A 20,932-nucleotide genomic window follows, 5' to 3' on the forward strand; every position below is an offset into this window, starting at 1 on the left:
GCAGCAACAACTTCGGCCCGCTGCCCACTTCGTGGACGATAAAAGGAAGTCGGGCCGCGTCCACGCATGGGGTCACGGGGCACAATGTCGTTGCGGTAAAGCCCCGTCCTCAAGGAGTGACCGACCGCCGCAAGGCGGGAGGGAGCGAGTAGGGCGGGGTAGTTTACTCATTGTGAGTTTTGTGGACCACGGGTTTATGGAATGCGATGAGTCAATGGAATGGAACAAGCATGTACACATGTCAATACTTTATACGTGGCCGCTGTAGAAGCGGCCGCATGACGACCGACGAGATCACTGACCTGCTGACGAAGGCGTATATCGACGAGTTCGAGACCGTAATGAACTACCAGACGAACGCGATCGTCCTCGATGGTATTCACGCCGAGGAAGTCAAAGAGAGCCTCGAGGCAGACATTCAGGAGGAACTCGACCACGCGCGAATCCTCGGCGAACGACTGAAACAGCTCGACGAGTCCCCGCCGGGCTCGGAGTCGTTCGAGGCCAACCAGCACAGCCTCCAGCCGCCCGAAGACACAACCGACGTCCAGTCGGTCATCGAGGGCGTCCTTGAGGCTGAGGAGGCCGCCATCGAGACCTATCGGTCGTTGATCGAGGCGGCCGACGATGCGAACGACCCGGTCACCGAAGACGTAGCGGTGACGATCCTTGCCGACGAGGAGGCCCACCGTACCGAGTTCCGCGGGTTCCAGAAAGAGTTCCCCATGGATTGACACGGTCTGCTGTCACTGTGTACCGGCGCACCCGTGTAGGAGGTCGCGGCTGGCCGGCACTGACCGACAGGAGTCCGTATGAACATCCGCGAGCGAACGGAGATGCAGCGCGCCGCAAGAAGGCGAACGGCGTAGTCGTGAGCAGTGAGCGAGCCGGCCGAGGAACCCTCGAAGCCGCGCCAACGGCGCGGCTGAGGGGGTAACGCTGTGCTTTTGATCGATCTTTCACCGAGCGAACGAGCAACGCGAGTGAGCGTCGCGTAACAGGTTGGAGGCGAACGTTTTTCTCATCGCGGTTCGACCCACCCGGTATGAGCGATTTCGACCTCGACCTTCGGGCCGTCGAGGAACACATCGACGAGGAACTCGAGATCGAAGGCAGCATCGTCCTCGGCGTCCTCGACGGAGAGACGCCGGCTGAGGAGTGGATCGAGGCGATCTCGAAGGGGAACGTGCTCGTCCTCAACGTCGAGGGGAACGTCAACGAACTGGCGTCGGGCTTCGCACGCGACGTCAAGGAATCGGGTGGGAATCTCGTTCACTTCCGTGGCTTTCTGCTCGTGACGCCGCCAGGCGTGGACGTGAGTACGAGCCGGCTGTGATCGCCTCGGAGAGCGAGCACAGTCAGGTGAACTGTTTCTTAGGCTGACTCGAGTTCGTCGAACAGCCGGCCGACTCGATGCTCGATCTCGTCACGGATCGTCGCGACCGCTTCGGGTGATTTTCCGTCCGGATCCTCGAGGTCCCAGTCGCGGTTCTCGCCGGCCCAGCCTGCTGGACAGACGTCGGAGGCCGAACAGCCCATTGTGATGACGTAGTCACTCGCCTGGAGGTCCTCGAACGTGACCTCGCGTGGCGTCCGATCGGCGATGTCGATACCCGCTTCGGCCATCGCGTCGACGACTTCGTCGTGGACGTGGTCGGCCGGTCGCGTGCCGCCGGTGAGGAGGTCGATCTCGTCTGCGAGGTCTCGCCGTTTCAGTTCCTGTTGCGCGAACGCATAGGCCATCTGTGAGCGGCCCGCGTTCTGGACGCAGACGAAGGCGATGCGAGTCGGGTCGGTGGAATCGGTGTGTGAAATCATTGGCGTGGTATCAGTCGTCGTCAGGGGTCGATCCTGGGGGTGATGTCTCGAGGCGGCCGGTCGTGGCACCGGTCCAGTCGAAGCGTCGCTGGAAGTACAGCGCAACGTTGACCAGCGCAAGTAGGACGGGGACCTCGATCAGTGGGCCGACGACTGTCGTGAAGGCGACGCCGGAGCCGACGCCGAAGACGGCGACCGCGACTGCGATCGCGAGTTCGAAGTTGTTCGAGGCGGCGGTGAAACCGATCGCAGTCGTCGTCGAGTAATCTGCGCCGATCCCTCTGCCCATCCCGAAGCTCACGAGGAACATGACGACGAAGTAGATCGTCAGTGGGACGGCGATCAGGAGGACGTCACCGGGCGATGCGACGATGGTCTCGCCCTGGGTCGCGAACATCACGATGACGGTAAACAGGAGCGCGACCAGCGTCACGGGATCGATTTTGGGGACGAGCGTCTCGTCGTACCACTCCTCGCCTTTGGTTCGCGTTCCGACGTACCGGGTAAGGAAGCCGCCGGCAAAGGGGATACCGAGGAAGACGACGATCGCCCTGAATACCTGGGTTGGCGTTACGTTGAACGTCTCGATGCCGGCAACGAGTGTCTCCATCCCGAGCAGTGGTGGGAGAAACAGGCCGAAGAACCAGATGTACACCCCGTAGGTGATGATCTGAAAGAGGCTGTTAAAGGCGACCAGCCCGGTGACGTACTCGGTCGAGCCCTCGGCGAGTTCGTTCCAGACGAGCACCATCGCAATACACCGTGCCATGCCGATGAAGACGAGCCCGAGGAAGTACTCCGGGCGTGCGGGAAGCCCGGGAACGAGCCCGCTGAAGAAGACGACCGCGAGCCCGAACATCAGTGTTGGGCCGATGAGCCAGTTTTGAATGAGGCTCAATCCGAGGACGCGCCAGTTGCGAAAGACGGTCGGAAGCCGCGAGTAGTCCGCTTTCGCCAGCGGCGGATACATCATCGCGACCAGCCCGATCTCGACGAGGTGGAATTCTCGGATCGGCCCGGTGACCGACGGCGCGACGAACCCGAGTCCGACGCCGACGGCCATCGCCCCGAAGATCCAGACGGTGAGGTACTTATCGAGGAAATCCATCGACCGCGGGTCACCACAGCTCTCGCAGCCACAGTTCGGGCCGTGTTCGTGCGCGTCGGCGCTACTCATCCGTGATCACCCCATCCAGTAGCGTCAGGATCGAAACCGCAGCGTTCGAGGCACGATACTTCCGCCACCGGCCGTCCTTTCGGCGTGTCACGAGACCGGCGTCGGTTAACTCCGAGAGCGCGTGGCTGATGGCGCTTTCGCTCGTCTCAACCATCGCGTTCAGTTCACAGACACAGAGCTCCCCGTCGGCGGCGACGAGCAGTCGAACGAGCTTGTACCGCGTTTCGTTCGCGAGCGCCGACAGCACGTTGAGGTCCGACTCGATCCGCTCGGTCGAGAGCACCGCTTCGAGCGTGTCGAGCTCGTCGATCCGTTTCTCGACGTCTTCGGGACGGCAGTCGTCGAGTTCGTCCTCGAGATAGCGGTGGAGACGTTGCGTCGCTGTTGACATCACTCTCAATTGAGAGTCCTCTCAATTAATGCTTCCGACCGCCGGCCGATAATACCGATTGTATCGGTGTTTGCGATCTAGTAACAGACTTGTGCGTGTCCCCCAACACTCCTATAAGTGAGGAGCTATTCAATCGTAGTGTGCAACAGTCGAATATCGATCAGCATCAGTTGCCGTCTCGTGCAAGCGTCTCGAGTCGCAAACAGCGTGCTGGCACCGCGTTCACCGGCGGCTACGGCACGAAGACCGGGGGTTCCGACCTCCTGTTTCTGGAAGGCCAACTCCCGACCGAGGACGGTGTGGTCGACGGCGATCAACCGGCGGCGGCACAGATGAACCGCGCGCTCTCGAACCTCGAGATGGCACTCGAAGAACAGGGCCGAACACTCGACGACGTGCTCAAAGTGACGGTGTATCTCACCGACCTCGAGCAGTACGACGCGGTCAACGAGGTCTACCGTGAGGCGTTCGGCGAGCAGCTCCCGGCGCGCGCCGTCGTCGGTGTTTCGGAGTTACTTGGCGGTGCAAGCGTTCAGCTCGACGCGGTTGCGGCGATCGAGTGAAGATTTCGTTCTCGAACGGTTCTCGTGGGATAGCTGAACGCTATCCGAGAAACAGTGTGCCGAAGTAAGTCGCCCGTGTAGACGGTGTTGATCTCTACATCGATATTTCTCGATTCAACCGAAGCTCGATTCGAGTCCAATCACACCCGGTATGAACCTGCGAGGATCATATGAGTACTTGCGTTTCCCGGATGTATTACCTGCTATTCTCTCGAATGAGCCAGCTATCCGCAATATTTTGTCTTTCCCGAACTAGTAATACATACCCGCTCTCGAGGACTACCTCTGAGTAAGCCCCGGCCGAACAAATCGGATTTTATCGAAACGTACTAATACCGAACCGGACTTTGTCGATATGTATGGCAGATCCAATGGTCGACAAGACCGCCAACGCGCAGGCTGGAACAGGTTTGACGGCAGATGACTCCCGGCGTTGGAGCGTCGAAATCGAAAAAGTCGGTGGTAACCGATGAAAATCACCGTTTACGGACCGGACGGTTGTAGCAACTGCTCGCGGCTCAAGGAGAAAGCGCAGAACGTCGTCGAGGAAAACGGATTCGACGCAGACGTAGAGAAGGAAGGAGACATGGCGAAGCTGGCAGAGAAAGGCATTATGTCCACGCCAGGCTTCGAAATCGACGGCGAAATGGTCTTCACCGGGTCGAATCCGCCTGAAGACCAGTTACAGGAGCTCATCGAGGAACGGTTGTAAGAAACCATGGTTTTCGAACAGATAGCCACGTACGTAGTCGACGCTCTCGGACTCACGGGTTCGCTGAGAGCGGCGGCTCATTTCTGGATCTACGACACGCTGAAGATCCTCTCAATACTCATCGTCGTGATTTTCGGCGTGACGTACCTCCGAACGTACTTTCCACCGGAGAAGATCCGGGACTATCTCGCCGGGAAGCGAGCAATAACGGGGTATGCACTCGCCGCGTTGCTCGGAATCGTCTCCCCATTTTGCTCCTGTTCGACGATCCCGATATTCCTCGGAATGGTCGGTGCGGGAATCCCGTTCGGGGTCACGATAACCTTCCTCGCAGTCTCACCGATGATCAACGAAGCCGCGCTCGTCGTGCTGCCGGGCGTCGTCGGACTCAAACTGACAGCTCTGTATGCGGTGAGTGGGATCGTGATCGGAATGTCCAGCGGCTACACGCTCAATAAACTGGGCTTTGACAGATACATCGAGGAGTTCAATTTCGGCGAGTCGGATGTCGAAATCGATGAACCCTCCCGGAAAGAGCGTGCCAGAGAGGCCTATGTCGAGGCAAAAGACATCATCGTCGAAATCGTTCCATACGTGATCGTTGGCGTCGGAGCGGGTGCAGCTATCCACGGCTACCTGCCCGGCGAACTGGTAACACAGTATCTGTCGGGGCCGCTTGGCGTCTTCGGCGCGGTCGCCGTCGGCGTCCCGATGTACACCGACATCCTCGGCGTCATACCGGTCGTCGAATCGCTGATCGGGAAAGGACTGCCGGTTGGGACGGGCCTGGCGTTCATGATGTCGGTCGCCGCACTCTCGTTCCCGCAGTTCATGATCCTGAATAAAGTGATGAAGAAGGAACTGATCGCGGCATATGCGACCACACTAGCGGCAGGTATCTTGACCATTGGATTGCTCTTCAATCTCCTACTCTAGATTCGCAGTCGGCTGTTTACCTGAAATCAGGCGCTAATGCCCCGTCCTCAAGGAGCAACGCAGGGAGCGAAGCGACCGAGTAGCGCAGTAGCGGGGATACAGTGCTTGATGACGGCAGCGTCCAGCGCGATGTCGGCACCGGAATTGACCGCACAGTGACTCTTTCCAGTAGAAGAGAACGATTCATCCGATATTGCATCCGGTAGTACGTTCCGAGATCGCCGTATCGTATCGGGAATCCCTGAATTGAAAAGACAACGTTCAACACTGGAATGAGCAACATTCAGCCCATATACCTCTCTCTGATCGAAACCTTTAGTGTTAAAACGACCTTTATCGATATGTATGGCTAATTCGCTGTTTGGCAAGATCGTGGCTGCACTGACCGGCGCAGGATCGACTGACGATGGAGAGTAATAAACAACGATGAGTGACTCAGTACCCGAATCGACGCGGCAGACGCTGGATCGACTCTACGAGGACCCTGAAAACCGACTGACGTCGCTGTTCGAACTCGCACCGGACGACGAACAGGTGGACGCACAGCTTGGCGTGTTCAAAGCGCTGGCGAACGAACACCGGATCCGAATCCTCGAGGCCCTCAAAGAGGGCGAACTGTGTGCATGTGAGTTACAGGTCGTCCTCGACGCGCCCCAGTCGACGGTTGCGAGCCATCTACGAGAGCTCAAAGACGCTGGGCTTGTCAAGACGCGACGCCAAGGCAAGTGGACCTACTACCGGATCGGTGACACCGCAGCCCTCCAGTTGCTCGAGATCGCACATGCGCTCGCGGGGGGTGAATAATCGCTAGTTGTCCACTCAACCAATCGCAGCGGCAACAAAAACTTCACCGTGGATCGACACCTACGAGATACTGACAAAATCAGCTGGGTTTACTGTGTGCCACGTACTTGTCGACCAATTCATCATAGAAGTGGATGTAATCAACATCGTGTGAAGAGGTATATGATTCCTTCCTGTCACTTCGATCTGCGAGACCGAAGCCATGGTTCGCCGGGTAAATGACTGCCACCGATCTCGATTATTCGGAATTTGTGAGCGAGTAGATAGACTGCGAGTGCGCCGAGGATCGTTGCGGGAGTGAATGAGAGGTGCCAGACGACCAACGAATCAATAGCGTACCCCATTGACTCCAGTGTCTCACGGAAAGCTCGAAGGAGTGCAAATACCATTGGATGGGTCACGTATATCCCGACAGCGTAAATGCCCAACGTGGGAAGCGGCGTATCGGTGAAAAGCGTCGGCCGTGAGAGAAGAAACAGGAACAGCGAGACACTTAGTAGCGCTGTGGAGATCCCGTAACTCGGGGCGTAAACGTACGACCCGAACGGCTCGTCGCGAAGAGGGTATCCCAGAACGTAGAACTCCGCGAATTGTAACACGATGAATAAGCCGACGAAACCGAGGAGGAGCCAGGCTTTGTCTGTCGATGGGGTCCAACTTCGTTTGCGAATAGTGTATCCCACACTAGTGTAAAAGAATCCGAAGAATAGAGCGTCTCGGGTCTCGAAGGGGATGTCGACGAACATCGTGTAGGTCCCGTCGAGAAGCCCTATGAGGTGAAAACACAGCGCAACTGGAAGTACGTAGGTCGGCCTTCCAAGTACCGTGACAAAATAAACGAAAAACAGCGAGAAGAGGAGAGCAGGAAGGAACCAGAGGATCTCAGAAACTGACGTACCGTAGTACAGGAGTTCGACTGGATCAAGGAACTCAACAACGCTGCTGACTGCTGTAGCTCGAAGTGACTGCCCGGCAAACTCTGCTTGAGCAAGGTCTTCTCCGAAGAACATCGGAACGACAAGCATGAGTCCAAAGAGGTAGAGGGATGTGAGTTTGACAATTCGCTCGGCGAGGTACGTGGTGGGATCGCGGTGGGCCGTTTTGAGCGCAAAAAAGTATCCCGATGCGATGAAAAAGAAGGGGACAGCGAACCGCGAGACCGTTTTCGTTCCAAAATTTATCATATTTCCGTATGTATTAACACCCTGAAACGGATCAGTGTGTACCAGTACGACGAACACGATCGCAATGGTTCGCATTGCATCGATACTGTGGATCCGATCAGTCATTACGGAGATTGTCTTTGATGAAGTCCTTATCAACCTTTTTTTGATTCCAAGTGTGTTAGGATCCCCTCTACAGGGCTTGATGGCCATCTTCTGCTCTCGTCATTCTCTCATTCGCTCAATAGAATTACTTGATAGTCGCTAGCTGCCCATTCAATCAATCGCGGCGGCAGCAAAAGCTAGGTCTCACTCGGTAGGGGCACCGAAACGAGACGAAGAATGACTCGAACGCTATCGAGTGTCGAGAAGATATCGAATCACTCACTTGTTTCCGCTGTGGCTGTCGCTCAGACCACTCTCAGAACACAGCTATCGCTACTCGCCAGCCTCGATTTGCCTGCGGTAGGCGGCTCAGCCGAGTCCGTGCTTGCATTCCACCGGTAGTCAAACGCCGTTCGTCCGATGTTTCTTTTCCCGCTTACGGCCGGTGCTCGAGTCGGAAACCAAAAGCATGGCAGAACGGTCAACTACTTCTCTTTCCGATAAACGGGTAGGCGGATCCCTATCCCACGAGATCGAAGGAACCACCCGAGTTCGGTGCTTCCCCAGATCAGTGCCGTGGCGAGGCCGACGATAATTGGGCCAAGGTCGGACGGAGTCACCCACGGGGGACTGGACTGGATAACGAACGTGACGACGTGAGACGGAGCGAGCGTTCGGACGCCATCGACGATCGGATCGAAGAAGTCGAGGTCGACATCCCGATGGCCGTCATTGTCGTCGGAACTGCTTCGTTGCGATGTGAGCCCGAGCGCCGCCGCGCTCTGCCCGCCGGTGCTCTCGTCGCCGGTCTCGAGTCGTTCGGCGTCGTAGGGATGGGGCACGTCGAGTTGCCAGACGATGTCGCCGCTCTGGTTGACCTCGAGGACGCGCTCGCCCCCGGTGTCGGTGACGAGCGTGTTGCCGTTGGGCAGCCGATCGGCGTCACGAGGCCACTGCATCCGGTCGTCGGACCAGACCCAGCTCCGATTCCAATCTCCGTTTTCGCGCTGGAATTCCTGGACGCGGCCGTTTTCGGAGTCAGCGACGACGACGGCGGGGCCGCCGCGTGACTCGGGGATGTAATCCGGATTGTGTTGTTCGTTCAGGATCGAGTACTCGTCTTCCGCCCCGAGCGTCCAGTCGTCTGCTAGTCCGGTTTCGGGATTGATGAAGACGACCTGGTCCTGATTCCGGAGACTGGCCATTACGCGCCCGTCCTCGAGGACTTCCACGTCGTTGAGATGCACCCAGTTGCCGGGGTAGGAACCGCCGCCCGTGACGGGAAAGTCACTCTGGGCGTCCCAGGTCCACTCGATCATCTCCGTTTCGGTGTCGACCATGAACACCTGATCGGCGGCGATATCGGCGACGACGATGTGTCGGTCGTCGATCCGGTCGGCGTCGTGCCACTCGCCGGCGGTCTCCCGGTGGACGTACTGGGCGTAGACCTCGGTCACCTCACCCGTCGAGAGGTTCGCTCGTTCGATGACGTTGCGGGCACAGGGGGGATCCTGACACCGTGGACTCTCGGCGTACAGCGTGTCCGTCGCGGCGTACTCGACGGTCATCGACTCGTTTTCGACGGGATCGACGTCGTAGTACTTCGTGTGCGTATCGTTGGAATAGACGAGGCTTCCGTTGGGCGCGTACGCGAGGATATTACCGACCCGCCCCGACTGCGTGATGACAGTGTAGTTGTCGGCCGCCGGTGCATCGGTCGGGGCGTCCGTGTACTCGGCCGCGGATTCACCGCCCGTCCCGTAGGCGATTCCCGCAGCACACGCCAGCAGCACCACGAGGAACCCGATTCGAAGGTGATTCCGGGTGAGCCGTTCCCGCACCGCCACGACTGTCGATCGAACCATTCGTGTCTCGCCGTCTGCCGTCCTTCCACGGGGCGGATAATAGGGGTACGGGCACGTTCACGGACCGATGAACGTCAGGAAGTGCCCGTCCGGATCGCGAACGACGATCTCGTCGTCCGTCTCCCGCTCGAGCGAACCGATTCGATCGCGCACGGCCGCGAGTGCGGCGGTCGGGTCGTCGGTCTCGAATCCCAAATCGACGTGGACGCCGCCGCGGGCGTCGGCGATCCCCAGATGGGGCTCCCAGAGCTCCAGCGCCATCGGGCCGTGGAGTCGTACCCGCGTTCGGTCGTCGCCTTCGTCGACGGTCTCGAACCCCAGGGCCTCGTAGAAGGCCATCGCGCGCTCGAGGTCCTCGACCTCGAGGACGACCTCGAAGATCCCGTCGATTCCAGGGCCGCCTACGTCCTGTTGGCCGAGCTCAACGCAGTTGCCGTCGGGATCGTACAGATACAGCGACCGCGCGGGGCCGAACCGGGCCTCCTCGAGGTCGTACGACTCCGAGAGCCGATCCCACCAGTCGTCGTACTCGGATTCGGGGATCGAGAACGCATAGTGGGTGTGCAGGCCACCCCGAGGGAGCCCGCTTGGCCGGCGGAGCACGAGATCGGTCTCGCCGGCCGCGGCGACGAGTTCGTCGTCTCCGCGCTCACGGATAGGCAGTCCCAGCGTCTCCTCGTAGAACGCCCGCGCTGGCTCGAGATATTTGACCTCGAGTGCCAGCCAGGCAAGCCCTGTTAGCATGACGCAGGCTACTCGAAGGAGGAATAAAGAATCGTCGGCAGTCGGCGATCGAACCAGACGATTCGATGGTTGGACGAACATTCGATCGATGGACGCGAAATGATAGATAAGCCAGTGAGCTATCTGCACCTGTCCCATGAGAATCCCAGTTCCGACGAACAGACTCGTTTCGCTCACGCTCGCCGGCGCGGTGTTGACCAGTGTCGTCGCGCTCTCGCTGGCGGCGCCCGGACTCGGCGTCGACTCGCTGGCCGATACCGAGAACCCGCCTATCGCGAGCGATGCACCGACACCGAACGAAGACTTCACACCGGCGGTCGGGACGCAAGGCGACGGTGAACACGAGGACAACGAGTACGAAGAACACGAGGACGACGAGTACGAAGACGAATACGAGGAACACGAAGAGGAGGACGACTAGCGATGGACGTGGCGGGCACCCTCACTGCCGCTCGCACGCGACTCGGTGATGCCAGACTGGAGTTTCGGTGCTGTGACACCGACTTCGTGGTTCGGACGACGGGCTACCGTGCCGATGTCGCGGCCGAGCGTGCCCGGGAAACCGCGCTGTCGCTCGAGACCGAACTCGACGCGTTCGATCCGGACAGCGCGGTCGCGCGTCTCAACCAGACCGGACGCGTCGAGAACGAACACGTCGCTCGCCTGGTTCGGCGCGGCCTCGAGTACGGCGAGCGCACCGACGGCGTCTTCGACATCCGGCAGGGGGCAGTCGAACACGACCTGAAGGCGTACCTCCGCGGTGATCGAGAGACGGTGTCGGCGACGTTCGAGACCGGATCGGTGCGCGTCGACGGTGACCGCGTCGTCACCGAGACGGAACTCGACTTAAACGGGCTCGCGAAAGGGTACATCGTCGACCGCGCGACCGCCGCGGCGGCGGGGCCGGGCCGGCGCGGCTTCGTCAGCGGCGGTGGCGACATGTCCCCGCCGACCGGGCCGATCGCCATCGAGAGTCCCTACGGGGATTCGCGTCCGCTCAAGATCCTCGAGACCGACTGGAACGTCGCCACCTCTGGGAACTATCGCCGGGCCCGCGACGGCGTCGACCATGTCTACGATCCGACGACGGAGCGACTCGGCGCACGCCACGAGTCAGTCACTGTGGTCGCACAGCGCGACTGTATGGAAGCCGACGCGCTCGCGACGACGCTGGCTGCACTGCCGTTGTCGGACGCGCTCGAGCGTGCAGCCGCGAGGCCGGAACTCGAGGCGTTCGTGGTTCACGACGGCGTCTTTCGGACGACGGAGGGATTCGATGAGCACGTCGCATAGCGGGACGATCACGGTCGTCGCTGTCGTGTTACTCGTCGCCACGGTACCGGTGCTATGGGGAATCGCGGACGTTCGCGAGGCGCAGGCGGTCGACCGCGAGCAGGCGGACCTCGTCGACTCGACGGTGCCGACGAGACAGGCACCGAACGATTACGACGGCGACGGGATTCGTGACAACGCAGATCAGTGCCCGACGCGACCGGAGACGACGAACGGCTTTCAGGACGGCGACGGTTGTCCGGATGTCGTCGAGACGACGGGGGCCTCGTGATGGAGATTATCTGGTATCTCGACCGTGGCGCGGCGCTCGTCGCCTATCCCGCACTGTATATCGCGGTCCTGACGGGGATTCTCTACACTGCCCGGTCGTTCGGCCCGCTCTACCGGCTCGCCCGCAAAATCCACATCGAAGTGTCGGTGTTCGCGATGCTCGTGACGCTCCTTCACGGCGTCCTCGGCGTCCTCGACACCTGGTTCATCGTCACCGGGTCGGCCCCCCAGCCCGCCTACTCGACGACCTACCTGCTCGCCGGCGTCGTGGTCGGCGTCGGAGCGCTGCAGGTACTCGTCGTCGCAGTGCTTGGCTTTCTCGATGCACAGCGGTTCGATCGTCCCTGGGGTCCACAGGTCGTCCACGCGTTCGCCTACGGCGGCTTCGCGTTCGCGACGATCCACGCCGTCGCCATCGGAACCGACGTCGCGGGGCTGATCCGTCCGGTCTTCGGCCCGGCAATCGCGTTCCTCGCCTACGTCCTGCTGTTGCGTCTGCTGGTGGCTAGCGGACGGCTGTCGACGCCCGCAACGACGAAGCAGTAGTTAGTAGCTGTCCCACAGGTCGAACAGCCGGTCGACGACTCGATCGGTGAACGTTCGCCGGTGGATCGTGTAGAGATACTGCACGCGCTCCGGATCGCGCAGCTCGTATTCGACGCTGCGACCCTGTCGCTCCTTGGTCACGAGATCCGCATCCTCGAGTTTCGAGAGGTGCCACGACACCGTCGAGGGCGAGCGCTCGAGGCGGTCGCTCAACTCGGCGGTCGACAGCGCTCCTTCGACGGCCAGGTGGGCGATGATCCGGCGGGCGTACTCGCGTCGCAGCGCGTTCATGACGGCCTGATCGGCCTCGTCGAACTCCTCTGCCGGGTAGTATCGTGTGTACTTCCCGTCGTCCGACTCCTCGAGCAACCCCTGGGCCTCCAGCCGGCGGAGGTGGTACTGTAGCGTTCCCTGGGCGTACTCGAGCGCCTCGAGGAGGGCCCGAAAGTGGATCCCGGGATTGTCACGGACGTGCTGGTAGATCGTTCGCCGCGATCGCAGTTCCAGCGCCGGGTCCGCGTCAGGGTCGGAGTCCGTCATGGTCAGTCCCGAGTCAACGCGACGAAGAACGCGAGCAGTCCCACGAGGATGAGTGCCGCCGCGCCGTGCTCGAGCAACTCGACGGTCCGCACGGAGAGATACGGGAGGAGGAAGTACTCGAGGAAGACGACGAACCCGTAGATCGCGAACATGAGATAACCGACGGCGACGACGGCCATGCGCCGGTCGCGTTCGCGTCGCCACGCCAGCGCGCTGAGCAGTGCCAGCGCCGCGCCGAGCACGAAGATCCCGAAACTGATCGTTTGCTCGAGTTGCTGGGCGAGCGTCAGTGCAACGGCCATCGTGACGAATCCCGGAACGAGCCCTGCCATTCGGTACGACTCGACCGAGGTGTCGGGAAAGAAAAAGGATTGTCGTCCAACCGTCGAATCGGTCGGACTGGTTCCGGCGTCAAGTCGGCGGGTACGATGTTGCTGTCGGCCGGCACCTTTCCTGCGGTCGGGACTTTATGACCACTGCGTTCCTAGACAGCGGTATGGCCTTTCGCGCCGACGAGCGTGCGACCGACTTTCGTGAGATCGACCGTTTCGAGGGCGGCGTCGGCTGGATCGCCCATCCCGACGAACGCATGCAACGCGCCAGCCACGCCCTCGTGGTCGACGGTGAAGTCTGGGTGATCGATCCCGTCGACGCCGAGGGAATCGACGAACTGTTCGCCGAGTTCGGCGACGTGGCCGGTGTCGTCGTCACGCTGGATCGGCACACACGCGACGCTGCCGCCATCGCGAAACGGCATCGCGTTCCCGTCTACCTCCCCGCGTTCTTCGACGGCGTGACCGACGACATCGACGCCGCAGTCGCCCGCTTTGGTGACGAACTCTCGGATACCGGCATCCGTGCGCTCACGGTCGTCGACAGCCGCTTCTGGCAGGAAGTCGCTCTCTACAATCCGTCCGACGGAACGCTCGTCGTTCCTGAAACAGTCGGGACCGTCGACTACTTCCTGGCCGGTGACGAGCAACTCGGCGTGCATCCGATGTTGCGACTGAACCCACCACGGGGAGCGTTTCGCGGTATCAGGCCCGAGCGCGTCCTCGTCGGCCACGGCGCCGGTGTGGTAGAGGGTGCTGGACGCGCCCTCGAGGACGCGTTCGACGGTTCCCGCAAGCGGGCCCCCCGGCTGTACGTTAAGACGGCTTGGGACATGCTGCCGATTTGAGCAGTGATGGCAAGCCAGCCCAATCGCTGGAGGATACTTCTAAAAGAGTACAGCGAGAGTTCCACGGGTCACCTGACCCGTGGGTGAATCGCGTATGCTTCCCGCCACAATCTACAGTTTTATTTTACGGTACGTCGTTGAATCAGGGAGGGACCGACGGTAACAGCCTCTCAAAACCCACGCACTGAAACATGGTAAGACGTGGTGAGATGGGCAGTGTCGGGCCGAGTAAAGCGGCCAGCCCTCACGGACACCAGCCTTGTGCTGGTGACGGGGCGGAATACTCCGTCCAGATAAGCCACACTCGCGTCGGCGGTGATAGCACCCCTATTACCGGGCGCGAATCGTTGTGGTGAACGTGTTCGGGTGCTACTGGTTCCACGCAAGCCCTACGGTGAGCGTGAGGGGAATTAACGCATCGTAGGAGCCATCGTCCGTTTCTGGACGCTGGCCAACCGCGAACGCCACGGGTCACCCGACCCGTGGTACTTTACTTACTTCCCACCCAAAGCAGACCTGTGGTCTACGTCACCCGTGCGCTCGTCGATGTTCTGCTGGATCTGGCCAGCGACGCAGATCCTGACGACGTGACGACGGGCGTCTCAATTACCGTGGCCGACGAACTCGAGGGTGCGGACGGCCTCGATCCCGAGACGCCGGTCTTTACCGACTTCTTTCTGCCCGATCCCGGCAACCCCGTCAACGCCGTCTTCGGCGTCGACCTCTCGACGCCCGTTCGCCAGGCGCAGGGGCGGTTCGTCTCCCACCCCGTCGGCGAACTCGAGGTGTCTCGGCGAGACGACCTTGCCGAGATCGTCTTCGTCGCCGTCCCGCCTTGGCAGGCCGACGAACGGTCGTTCGCCGCGTTCGATCGCAGCGGCGAGCGCCAGCCCCTCGAGATCGTCGACGCCGCGCCGCCGGACCAGTCGCTCACGGACTGATGCGACGCGACGGGAATCGCGGACGCAGCGCTGAGCGGCGGTGCGCGTTCTCAAAAAAAGCCGGCCGTGTGAGTCACCCGGTCGGAATGGGGACTTCATCGTCGCCGATGATCCGGTCGATGATACCGCCGGGGTTCCGATCACGTCCAGCGTCATCATCGTTGTCGGATGGGAAGTCCGGAATGTATGGCATGGTTCGCCCCCACGTGTAGGTATGATCTCGAGGCCGAAAAGCGCTGTTCCCCTTGAGTGGTCGCCGTCGGATACCGGTCAGGGCCTCGCTCGAGTCGGTCGCTTACTCGAGATAGCCCAGCCCGCGGAGCTGTTCGGTGATCTCTTCGAACTCGGCCTCGGTGAGTTGGCCCTCCTTCTGGTGCTGGATGACGATGCTACGCAGCAGGAACCGGACGAGATCGCTCGTGCTCTGGAAGCTCGTCCCCTCGATGGTCTCCTCGACGCGGTCGGCGAGGTCCTTCGGGATCGACACCGTGGTGTATTCGGTCATACGCCATACTCCGTCGCGGGCCCCAAATGCGTGTCGGCAGCGGTATCGATCGCGCGTGTGCATCACCCGCTCGCGGCCACCGTCTGTGATGGTTGACCACAGGTACCGTCCAGTGACTGTCGTCGACCGTCTCCACAGACATTTTTATATCCGGCTCCGTACCGAGAGGTAAGGCATGGGAGTCCGGCCACCATCGAGCGGAGACGACGAGGAACCCGACAGTATCGAGTTCGGCATCGCGGCCGTCGACGCTCATCTCAAGGGCGCTGACCTGTCCTTTCCGGCCACGAAAGACGACGTCAGAGCCGAACTCGGTCACGAGCGTATCCCCTACGACGTCCACGGGAACGACGTTGCGCTGGGTGAGATACTCGAGGACGTCCCGACGGACCGCTTCGACTCCCGACAGGAGCTCTTGAACGCACTCCACGAACCGTTTGAGGAGTACCGACGGAACCGCTCGGGGGGCGTCATCGGACAGGTCCGATCGCTGTTGCCGTTCTGATCGTGGGTTTGGTGGCGTTCGAGCCTCTTTTCCGCTGCTATCCAGCTTCAGTCAGCAACCGTCCGATCATGGACAGCTGATTGTCGCGTCACTCGTCGCGCTCTTCTCGAGCGATCCGTTCCAATCGACGGCGCTGCTCGCGGTGGAGGGTGACGAGCATATCCGAGAGCACGCCGAACATGAGTAACTGGACGCCGAGGATGATCGCGGCCGCCGAGACCACTGCCAAGACCTCGTGGCTCCGGGTGTACTGAATCCACTCCCAGAGGACATACATTGCAATGAGGGCACCGGAGGCGATACCGCTCACACCGAGGCTCCCGAAGTAGAATAGGGGGTTGTTGGTTTTGGCCAGCGAGTACAGCGCCAGCAGGATCGTGCCGCCGTCTTTGACCGGGTGCAGGTTGGTCTCGGATTCGTCGGGTCGCGCTCGATAACTGATCGGGACGACTGTCGTGTCGATCCCGTGTTTAACACACTCGACGGCGAGTTCGGTCTCTATCGTAAAGCCGTCCGAGTCGAGTGAGAGCCGTCGGAACGAGTCGACGGTGAAGGCTCGATATCCCGAGAGGATGTCCTGGTAGTTGGCCCCGTGGACGAACCCGAACGCGCGGTTGATCATCCGATTGCCGAAGCCGTTCAACGCCCGCATCGCGTCGTCGTCCATGTCCGCGAAGCGGTTCCCGATCACGTGGTCGTACCCGCGTGCGAGCGGCTCGATCATCTTGTCGGCGTCGGCTGGATCGTAGGTGCCATCGCCGTCGACCATCAACACGTAGGGCACTGTTACGTACTCGAGGGCCTCACGAACCGCCTGGCCCTTGCCGCTGCCCGACTGGACCAGTACCTCCGCGCCGTGTTCGCGGGCGATCTCGCGGGTGTCGTCTTCGGAGTCACCGTCGATGACGACGACGTTCGTATAGCCCTGCTCGTAGAAGCCCTCGATCACGTCGCCGATCGTGGCCGCCTCCTCGAGCGTCGGGATGAGTACGCAGACCTCGTCGGGCGAGATTTCGCGCGTCTGCTCGGTCACGGCGACGACGTCGCCACCGTTCGAGCGAGGGCTTGAGGCCGCGCGAACCGCGTCGTCTTCCATTGGGCATTACTCCCCCACCGAACCGCAAAAGGCTACTGATCGACCAGTGCTGGTTTTATACCGGCCTCTCCTTGTCGTGTCGCTACCAAGTCTGCCCCTCGTAGACCTCGAGTGTTTCTTTGTTGACGTCAAGCCGGCGACCGTCGACGAGCACCTTGTGGGCCATGTTCTCGAACGAGAGGCCGTCGAACTCGGGCCAATCGGTCGCGACGACGGCACCGTCTGCGTTCTCGGGTGCGTTTTTGGTTGATTCGGCATACTCGATGTCGGGATAATCAGGCCGGACGTTTTCGATTGCAACTGGATCGTAGGCGACGATAGCCGCGTCGCGGTCTTTGAGGTAGCCGATCACGTCCAGCGCGCGAGATTTGCGTATGTCGTCTGTGCCGGGCTTGGAACGACAGACCGAGGACGGCGATGCGGGCTCCCTCGAGGGCGACATGATTTTCGAGTAAGTTGATGAGCCGTCGTGGCTGTTCGTCGTTGACTGCGACGGTCGCATCGAGCAGTTCCGTCTTGTACCCCTGCTCGCGTGCGCCGGCCCGCAGGGTATTGACGTCCTTGGGGAAACAGGAGCCGCCCCAGCTCAGTCCGGAGCGGATAAACCTTCGGAGATTCGATCATCGAGGCCAACTGCTTCGAGTACCCCGTAGGCGTCTGCACCGTACTCTTCAGCGACTGCTGTCGCTATCCAGTGTGATGCCCAATAAAAGAAAACCGCGGAAATTGAAGGCCGGCGGAAGCCGGTAGTTCTACAGCTTAGTTCTGACGGCGCAGGGCCAGCATGGCAGCGCCGAGCAGCGCGACGAGAGCGAGACCGACACCGAAGCCGGGCGTGCTGTCGTCGCCGCCGTCGTCGGAGCCGGTGGAGTCGTCCGTGCCGGAGTCGTCGGAGCCGGTGGAGTCGTCCGTGCCGGAGTCGTCGGAGCCGGTGGAGTCGTCCGTGCCGGAGTCGTCCGTGCCGGAGTCGTCGCCCTTCTTCTCAGGCTCTTCGACGGTCAGCGTACCGGAGTCGACTTCGTCGCCGTCAGCGGTCAGCGTCCACTCGTAGTCGCCAGCGGAGGCGTTCTCGAGCAGCGTTTCGCCGTCGACGATGGTGTCGGAGGCAGCGCCTTCGAGTTCGACGGTGTCGTTGTAGACTTCGTCACCGTCGAAGGTGAAGACGACGTCCTCGGAGGACTCAACGTCGTTCGGGTTCTCGACGTCGACCGTGCCGGTCACGTCGTCACCCTCTTCGGGTGCCTTGGGCGCGGTGGAGACGTCGTAGTCGAAGGACTGGAGTTCGTCACCTTCGATGGTGGTTCCTTCGAGGTCGTCGCTTTTGTCACCGGCCTCGGCTTCGAGTTCGTAGTCGATACCAGCACTGTACTCGCTGAGGTCGTGCTGGATCGAGTAGGTACCGTCCTCGGTAACGTAGCCAGTCTCGGACTGGGTGAAGTTACCGGCCGAGCGCAGGCGGTCGCTGACTTCCGTGTGTGGTGCGAGGTTGGTCTCGCCCGTCACGGTTGCGTCAGCCGACGCGGGCAGCTCTTCGTTGCTGTCGTCGAGTTCGAACTCAGGCACCTCGAACTCGAAGGAGTCCGAAGCGACTTCGTTCTCCTCGTCTTCGTCAGCCTGTTCGCTCGCGTAGTCCCATTCGTAGTCGACGGTGAAGTCGACATCGTAGCTTTCGTCAGTTTCGATGCCGCTGATATCGTCTTCCTGGATGTTCAGGAGGACCACACCTTCGGACTGGTTAGCGCCGACAATCTCGACTTCGTCACCGATGTAGTCGGCATCGCCATCATCGTCTGCTTCAGCATCATTGGTGGTCCAGACTGGCGGGTCAGCGTTCGGGCCGCTTTCCTCACCAGTGATGTTGAGAGAGACAGTGTTCTTGTTTTGGAACTCGCTGATGTCGCCGAACGTGCTGTGCGTGTTGCCATCTTCATCCTCGAAGTAGGCGTGGAGACTGTCAGTTTCGACACTGACGAGCATGCCATCGCCGTCTGCGATGGTGTCGGCGTCACTGATGTTCTCCTCGGAGACGACATCTGCGATGGTTTCGTCGTCGTCGAGGCTGTCTGTGACATCACTAAGCTCGCCCTTCGGTGCGGTGTGCACCGTGGTGGCGTCCTCGTCAAGCGGCTGACGGTTCTCGAGCGTCAGGTACGAGGTACTTTCTTCACCGTCCTCGAAGCTGTCCGTGTAGTCCTCCGTATCTTGGATATTGGCGACTTCAGGACCGTCGTCAACAAGGTCGGTGTCGATATCAGTCGAGAGGGCAAGTGGGTAGTCACCAGCCTCGAGTTCCGTGCCTTCGCCCTCGGTGTCAACTGCCACGAGGGTGACATCGTCGTCACCGTCGGCGGTCGAGAAGGCGTTTTTGACGCCATCAGTGTCGTCAGCGGCGGCGACAGTGTCCATCTCGACGTTGACGACGCCGGTGCTGTCCTCGTTATCGTCGTCGTCTTCGACGTGGAGGAAGACGTCGTAGCTGGCGTCATCCATCGTACCGACGCGGAGGTAGGCCTCGTCGGTGTTCTCCATTTCGACCGGAATCTCGGCCGTGTTCGTTCGTGTCTCGATCGCTTCATCAGCGAACGAGAGGGTGCCGTCCTCGCCCTCAGTCACGTTGATCGAGGCGTCGGATTCGGCGGAGGTGTCAGTCGACTCGAAGTTGAACTCGTACTCACCAGTGTCGATGTCGGTGAAGTTCGCGACGTGGTCTTCTGCGTCGCTGACGCCGGTAAGGGTCAGGACTTCTTCGTCCTCGTCGTTCTTTTCGATGCCGAAGTCGTTTTCAGCGTCGCCGCCGTTCTGACTTCCGAAGATGTCCTCGAGATCGTCCTCGTCGAGACCGTCAGCACTGACGTTCAGGTCGTAGGGGTCTCGGTTAGTGTTAATCTCGAGGTCGACGGTTTCGTCATCGTCGACTTCGTCCTCATCGAACTCCAGAGTCCGGAAATCCATGGTCCGGAGTTCAAAGGATCGCTCTTCGTCCGAAGTGTCACCGTTGTTCGGACCGTCGAGGTAGTAGTATCCGGTTTCGTAGCCGTCGGTGTCGAGTTCGTACTCACTGCCGCTAGCAGTGAACTCGTCTTCGAACCGGTCTCCCTCGGCGTCGCCATCACTATCGAAGTCATCAGCGTACCGGATCTCGTAGGAGTCACCATCATTGAGGTCGGTGATAGTGACGGTTTCCCCTTCGTAGAAGCCGGTTGAACTACCGTCTTCGTTTTCGAAACTTGCGTTCTCAGCTGCGGCCGCCCCGCCCACAAACGCAGTGGACATGGCGACAACAGAGAGAACCATAAGCGCGGCCAGGATCACTGCACGACCCTTGTCGCGATAGGTTGTGTCGTCTGTCATTTATTGTTGTGTTAGCATTGTATTTCGGTTGGTTAGCGCACGATTCGGAGTGCGAGTCGTCGCCGACACCGCAGCGCACGACTGCCGGCTTTGGAGACTCACACCGGGTAGGGGTGTTCGATGTATATTAAGCATCCAGTAATAAGCTTTCTGGAAACATACCAGATTCCTATTACTTAGTAAAATAGTAATAATCGCATGACGGCGTCGCCATTCTCGAGAAATATATGGTACTCGTACACACGTTTGACTGTCCGGAAAATATTTTCTTACCGCCTCGAGCCGGCCCCATCCTGCGGAACGGCGGATCACCATACAACCGGCTCAGCCGAGTCCTCTGGCCGGGTTCCATTGTCTCGACTCGAAAACGCCGACCATCGCCAGCCCTCGGTCGTCGCTCACCCGCAACTCCACGAGTGGGGTCTCC

Annotated in this window: 24 protein-coding genes and 1 pseudogene; 13 read left to right on the forward strand and 12 right to left on the reverse strand. The window is 60.5% G+C overall.

Translation table 11 applies throughout. The features are described from left to right. Nucleotides 1–278 precede the first annotated feature (278 nt). Together ACFR99_RS04140 and ACFR99_RS04145 are read left to right on the forward strand one after the other, a co-directional pair. Nucleotides 279–734, forward strand: a complete 456-nt coding sequence (locus tag ACFR99_RS04140; RefSeq protein ID WP_390284659.1) for a ferritin-like domain-containing protein — start codon at nucleotides 279–281, stop codon at nucleotides 732–734. Between the two features lie 311 nt (nucleotides 735–1,045). Next, nucleotides 1,046–1,336 carry a DUF5779 family protein gene (locus ACFR99_RS04145; protein ID WP_390284661.1) on the forward strand — a complete coding sequence of 97 codons (291 nt, stop codon included), beginning with the start codon at nucleotides 1,046–1,048 and terminating at the stop codon, nucleotides 1,334–1,336. Nucleotides 1,337–1,374: 38 nt separating this feature from the next. Here the strand turns inward: ACFR99_RS04145 and ACFR99_RS04150 are convergent, their stop codons facing one another. From ACFR99_RS04150 to ACFR99_RS04160, 3 genes are read right to left on the reverse strand one after another with little or no spacing between them, the layout of a single operon-like run. Further along, nucleotides 1,375–1,818, reverse strand: coding sequence for an arsenate-mycothiol transferase ArsC (locus ACFR99_RS04150; protein WP_390284663.1), 444 nt, complete (start codon nucleotides 1,816–1,818; stop codon nucleotides 1,375–1,377). Nucleotides 1,819–1,828: 10 nt separating this feature from the next. Then, nucleotides 1,829–2,995 (reverse strand): ACR3 family arsenite efflux transporter, encoded by a 1,167-nt coding sequence (arsB, locus tag ACFR99_RS04155; RefSeq protein ID WP_390284665.1) that lies wholly within the window; start codon nucleotides 2,993–2,995, stop codon nucleotides 1,829–1,831. After that, nucleotides 2,988–3,386 carry an ArsR/SmtB family transcription factor gene (locus ACFR99_RS04160; RefSeq protein WP_390284667.1) on the reverse strand — a complete coding sequence of 133 codons (399 nt, stop codon included), beginning with the start codon at nucleotides 3,384–3,386 and terminating at the stop codon, nucleotides 2,988–2,990. Before ACFR99_RS04160 ends, arsB begins: the two co-directional genes overlap by 8 nt. 140 nt (nucleotides 3,387–3,526) lie before the next feature. Between ACFR99_RS04160 and ACFR99_RS04165 the strand changes: the two genes are divergently transcribed. From ACFR99_RS04165 to ACFR99_RS04180, 4 genes are all read left to right on the forward strand, one after another. Beyond that, the gene (locus tag ACFR99_RS04165; protein ID WP_390284669.1) at nucleotides 3,527–3,949 is read left to right on the forward strand and encodes a RidA family protein; all 423 of its coding nucleotides are present in this window, start codon (nucleotides 3,527–3,529) and stop codon (nucleotides 3,947–3,949) included. Nucleotides 3,950–4,418: 469 nt separating this feature from the next. Beyond that, on the forward strand, nucleotides 4,419–4,661 hold the full coding sequence (locus ACFR99_RS04170) for a thioredoxin family protein (RefSeq protein ID WP_390284671.1): 243 nt from the start codon (nucleotides 4,419–4,421) through the stop codon (nucleotides 4,659–4,661). Nucleotides 4,662–4,667: 6 nt separating this feature from the next. Further along, complete coding sequence (locus tag ACFR99_RS04175) at nucleotides 4,668–5,597, forward strand: permease (RefSeq protein ID WP_390284673.1); 930 nt, start codon at nucleotides 4,668–4,670, stop codon at nucleotides 5,595–5,597. 426 nt (nucleotides 5,598–6,023) lie between these two features. Continuing rightward, complete coding sequence (locus tag ACFR99_RS04180; protein WP_390284675.1) at nucleotides 6,024–6,401, forward strand: ArsR/SmtB family transcription factor; 378 nt, start codon at nucleotides 6,024–6,026, stop codon at nucleotides 6,399–6,401. A gap of 176 nt (nucleotides 6,402–6,577) precedes the next feature. On the opposite strand, the gene ACFR99_RS04185 is transcribed toward ACFR99_RS04180, so the two are convergent. The 3 genes from ACFR99_RS04185 to ACFR99_RS04195 form a co-directional block, all read right to left on the reverse strand. Further along, nucleotides 6,578–7,690 carry an acyltransferase family protein gene (locus ACFR99_RS04185; protein ID WP_390284677.1) on the reverse strand — a complete coding sequence of 371 codons (1,113 nt, stop codon included), beginning with the start codon at nucleotides 7,688–7,690 and terminating at the stop codon, nucleotides 6,578–6,580. Between the two features lie 464 nt (nucleotides 7,691–8,154). Beyond that, nucleotides 8,155–9,534: an arylsulfotransferase family protein gene (locus ACFR99_RS04190; protein ID WP_390284679.1), complete on the reverse strand. Its 1,380-nt coding sequence runs from the start codon at nucleotides 9,532–9,534 to the stop codon at nucleotides 8,155–8,157. Nucleotides 9,535–9,591: 57 nt separating this feature from the next. Further along, a complete protein-coding gene (locus tag ACFR99_RS04195; protein ID WP_390284681.1) occupies nucleotides 9,592–10,278 on the reverse strand; it encodes a VOC family protein in 687 nt (228 codons plus the stop codon). A 136-nt stretch (nucleotides 10,279–10,414) separates the two neighbouring features. Here ACFR99_RS04195 and ACFR99_RS04200 point away from each other — a divergent pair, with 136 nt between their 5' ends. The 4 genes from ACFR99_RS04200 to ACFR99_RS04215 are packed head-to-tail and all read left to right on the forward strand — an operon-like array spanning nucleotide 10,415 to nucleotide 12,387. Next, nucleotides 10,415–10,699, forward strand: a complete 285-nt coding sequence (locus tag ACFR99_RS04200) for a hypothetical protein (protein WP_390284683.1) — start codon at nucleotides 10,415–10,417, stop codon at nucleotides 10,697–10,699. A gap of 2 nt (nucleotides 10,700–10,701) precedes the next feature. Continuing rightward, nucleotides 10,702–11,571, forward strand: coding sequence for an FAD:protein FMN transferase (locus tag ACFR99_RS04205; protein ID WP_390284685.1), 870 nt, complete (start codon nucleotides 10,702–10,704; stop codon nucleotides 11,569–11,571). After that, nucleotides 11,555–11,842, forward strand: coding sequence for a thrombospondin type 3 repeat-containing protein (locus tag ACFR99_RS04210; RefSeq protein WP_390284687.1), 288 nt, complete (start codon nucleotides 11,555–11,557; stop codon nucleotides 11,840–11,842). The genes ACFR99_RS04205 and ACFR99_RS04210 overlap by 17 nt, the downstream gene beginning before the upstream one ends. Next, a complete protein-coding gene (locus ACFR99_RS04215) occupies nucleotides 11,842–12,387 on the forward strand; it encodes a hypothetical protein (RefSeq protein WP_390284689.1) in 546 nt (181 codons plus the stop codon). The genes ACFR99_RS04210 and ACFR99_RS04215 overlap by 1 nt, the downstream gene beginning before the upstream one ends. Here the strand turns inward: ACFR99_RS04215 and ACFR99_RS04220 are convergent, their stop codons facing one another. Together ACFR99_RS04220 and ACFR99_RS04225 are read right to left on the reverse strand one after the other, a co-directional pair. Next, nucleotides 12,388–12,927, reverse strand: coding sequence for a winged helix-turn-helix transcriptional regulator (locus ACFR99_RS04220; protein ID WP_390284691.1), 540 nt, complete (start codon nucleotides 12,925–12,927; stop codon nucleotides 12,388–12,390). 2 nt (nucleotides 12,928–12,929) lie between these two features. After that, nucleotides 12,930–13,259: a hypothetical protein gene (locus ACFR99_RS04225; RefSeq protein WP_390284693.1), complete on the reverse strand. Its 330-nt coding sequence runs from the start codon at nucleotides 13,257–13,259 to the stop codon at nucleotides 12,930–12,932. A 164-nt stretch (nucleotides 13,260–13,423) separates the two neighbouring features. Between ACFR99_RS04225 and ACFR99_RS04230 the strand changes: the two genes are divergently transcribed. Beyond that, a complete protein-coding gene (locus ACFR99_RS04230) occupies nucleotides 13,424–14,107 on the forward strand; it encodes a hypothetical protein (protein ID WP_390284695.1) in 684 nt (227 codons plus the stop codon). A gap of 518 nt (nucleotides 14,108–14,625) precedes the next feature. After that, nucleotides 14,626–15,048 (forward strand): MPN domain-containing protein, encoded by a 423-nt coding sequence (locus ACFR99_RS04235; RefSeq protein WP_390284697.1) that lies wholly within the window; start codon nucleotides 14,626–14,628, stop codon nucleotides 15,046–15,048. Nucleotides 15,049–15,343: 295 nt separating this feature from the next. Here ACFR99_RS04235 and ACFR99_RS04240 read toward each other — a convergent pair whose 3' ends face one another. Then, entirely contained in the window at nucleotides 15,344–15,553 is a 210-nt protein-coding gene (locus tag ACFR99_RS04240; RefSeq protein ID WP_179260673.1) for a ribbon-helix-helix domain-containing protein, read from the reverse strand. Between the two features lie 175 nt (nucleotides 15,554–15,728). Between ACFR99_RS04240 and ACFR99_RS04245 the strand changes: the two genes are divergently transcribed. Further along, nucleotides 15,729–16,058: a DUF5789 family protein gene (locus tag ACFR99_RS04245; RefSeq protein WP_390284699.1), complete on the forward strand. Its 330-nt coding sequence runs from the start codon at nucleotides 15,729–15,731 to the stop codon at nucleotides 16,056–16,058. A gap of 88 nt (nucleotides 16,059–16,146) precedes the next feature. Here the strand turns inward: ACFR99_RS04245 and aglJ are convergent, their stop codons facing one another. From aglJ to ACFR99_RS04260, 3 genes and pseudogenes are all read right to left on the reverse strand, one after another. Further along, nucleotides 16,147–17,154, reverse strand: a complete 1,008-nt coding sequence (gene aglJ, locus ACFR99_RS04250; RefSeq protein ID WP_390284701.1) for an S-layer glycoprotein N-glycosyltransferase AglJ — start codon at nucleotides 17,152–17,154, stop codon at nucleotides 16,147–16,149. Between the two features lie 82 nt (nucleotides 17,155–17,236). Next, nucleotides 17,237–17,833, reverse strand: a pseudogene (locus ACFR99_RS04255) (UDP binding domain-containing protein); the annotation flags it as partial. 80 nt (nucleotides 17,834–17,913) lie between these two features. Next, nucleotides 17,914–20,505: a BGTF surface domain-containing protein gene (locus tag ACFR99_RS04260; RefSeq protein ID WP_390284703.1), complete on the reverse strand. Its 2,592-nt coding sequence runs from the start codon at nucleotides 20,503–20,505 to the stop codon at nucleotides 17,914–17,916. Nucleotides 20,506–20,932 lie beyond the last annotated feature (427 nt).

Origin of the sequence: Haloarchaeobius amylolyticus (genome assembly GCF_042678045.1) — an archaeon.
GTDB classification, from domain to species: domain Archaea; phylum Halobacteriota; class Halobacteria; order Halobacteriales; family Natrialbaceae; genus Natrinema; species Natrinema amylolyticus_A.

Bases quoted from the DNA above. Each gene is read 5' to 3' on its own strand.
- ACFR99_RS04140 (WP_390284659.1), top strand. From the start codon at position 279: ATGACGACCGACGAGATCACTGACCTGCTGACGAAGGCGTATATCGAC.
- ACFR99_RS04145 (WP_390284661.1), top strand. From the start codon at position 1,046: ATGAGCGATTTCGACCTCGACCTTCGGGCCGTCGAGGAACACATCGAC.
- ACFR99_RS04150 (WP_390284663.1), bottom strand. From the start codon at position 1,818: ATGATTTCACACACCGATTCCACCGACCCGACTCGCATCGCCTTCGTC.
- arsB (WP_390284665.1), bottom strand. From the start codon at position 2,995: ATGAGTAGCGCCGACGCGCACGAACACGGCCCGAACTGTGGCTGCGAG.
- ACFR99_RS04160 (WP_390284667.1), bottom strand. From the start codon at position 3,386: ATGTCAACAGCGACGCAACGTCTCCACCGCTATCTCGAGGACGAACTC.
- ACFR99_RS04170 (WP_390284671.1), top strand. From the start codon at position 4,419: ATGAAAATCACCGTTTACGGACCGGACGGTTGTAGCAACTGCTCGCGG.
- ACFR99_RS04175 (WP_390284673.1), top strand. From the start codon at position 4,668: ATGGTTTTCGAACAGATAGCCACGTACGTAGTCGACGCTCTCGGACTC.
- ACFR99_RS04180 (WP_390284675.1), top strand. From the start codon at position 6,024: ATGAGTGACTCAGTACCCGAATCGACGCGGCAGACGCTGGATCGACTC.
- ACFR99_RS04185 (WP_390284677.1), bottom strand. From the start codon at position 7,690: ATGACTGATCGGATCCACAGTATCGATGCAATGCGAACCATTGCGATC.
- ACFR99_RS04190 (WP_390284679.1), bottom strand. From the start codon at position 9,534: ATGGTTCGATCGACAGTCGTGGCGGTGCGGGAACGGCTCACCCGGAAT.
- ACFR99_RS04195 (WP_390284681.1), bottom strand. From the start codon at position 10,278: ATGCTAACAGGGCTTGCCTGGCTGGCACTCGAGGTCAAATATCTCGAG.
- ACFR99_RS04200 (WP_390284683.1), top strand. From the start codon at position 10,415: ATGAGAATCCCAGTTCCGACGAACAGACTCGTTTCGCTCACGCTCGCC.
- ACFR99_RS04205 (WP_390284685.1), top strand. From the start codon at position 10,702: ATGGACGTGGCGGGCACCCTCACTGCCGCTCGCACGCGACTCGGTGAT.
- ACFR99_RS04210 (WP_390284687.1), top strand. From the start codon at position 11,555: ATGAGCACGTCGCATAGCGGGACGATCACGGTCGTCGCTGTCGTGTTA.
- ACFR99_RS04215 (WP_390284689.1), top strand. From the start codon at position 11,842: ATGGAGATTATCTGGTATCTCGACCGTGGCGCGGCGCTCGTCGCCTAT.
- ACFR99_RS04220 (WP_390284691.1), bottom strand. From the start codon at position 12,927: ATGACGGACTCCGACCCTGACGCGGACCCGGCGCTGGAACTGCGATCG.
- ACFR99_RS04225 (WP_390284693.1), bottom strand. From the start codon at position 13,259: ATGGCAGGGCTCGTTCCGGGATTCGTCACGATGGCCGTTGCACTGACG.
- ACFR99_RS04230 (WP_390284695.1), top strand. From the start codon at position 13,424: ATGGCCTTTCGCGCCGACGAGCGTGCGACCGACTTTCGTGAGATCGAC.
- ACFR99_RS04240 (WP_179260673.1), bottom strand. From the start codon at position 15,553: ATGACCGAATACACCACGGTGTCGATCCCGAAGGACCTCGCCGACCGC.
- ACFR99_RS04245 (WP_390284699.1), top strand. From the start codon at position 15,729: ATGGGAGTCCGGCCACCATCGAGCGGAGACGACGAGGAACCCGACAGT.
- aglJ (WP_390284701.1), bottom strand. From the start codon at position 17,154: ATGGAAGACGACGCGGTTCGCGCGGCCTCAAGCCCTCGCTCGAACGGT.
- ACFR99_RS04260 (WP_390284703.1), bottom strand. From the start codon at position 20,505: ATGACAGACGACACAACCTATCGCGACAAGGGTCGTGCAGTGATCCTG.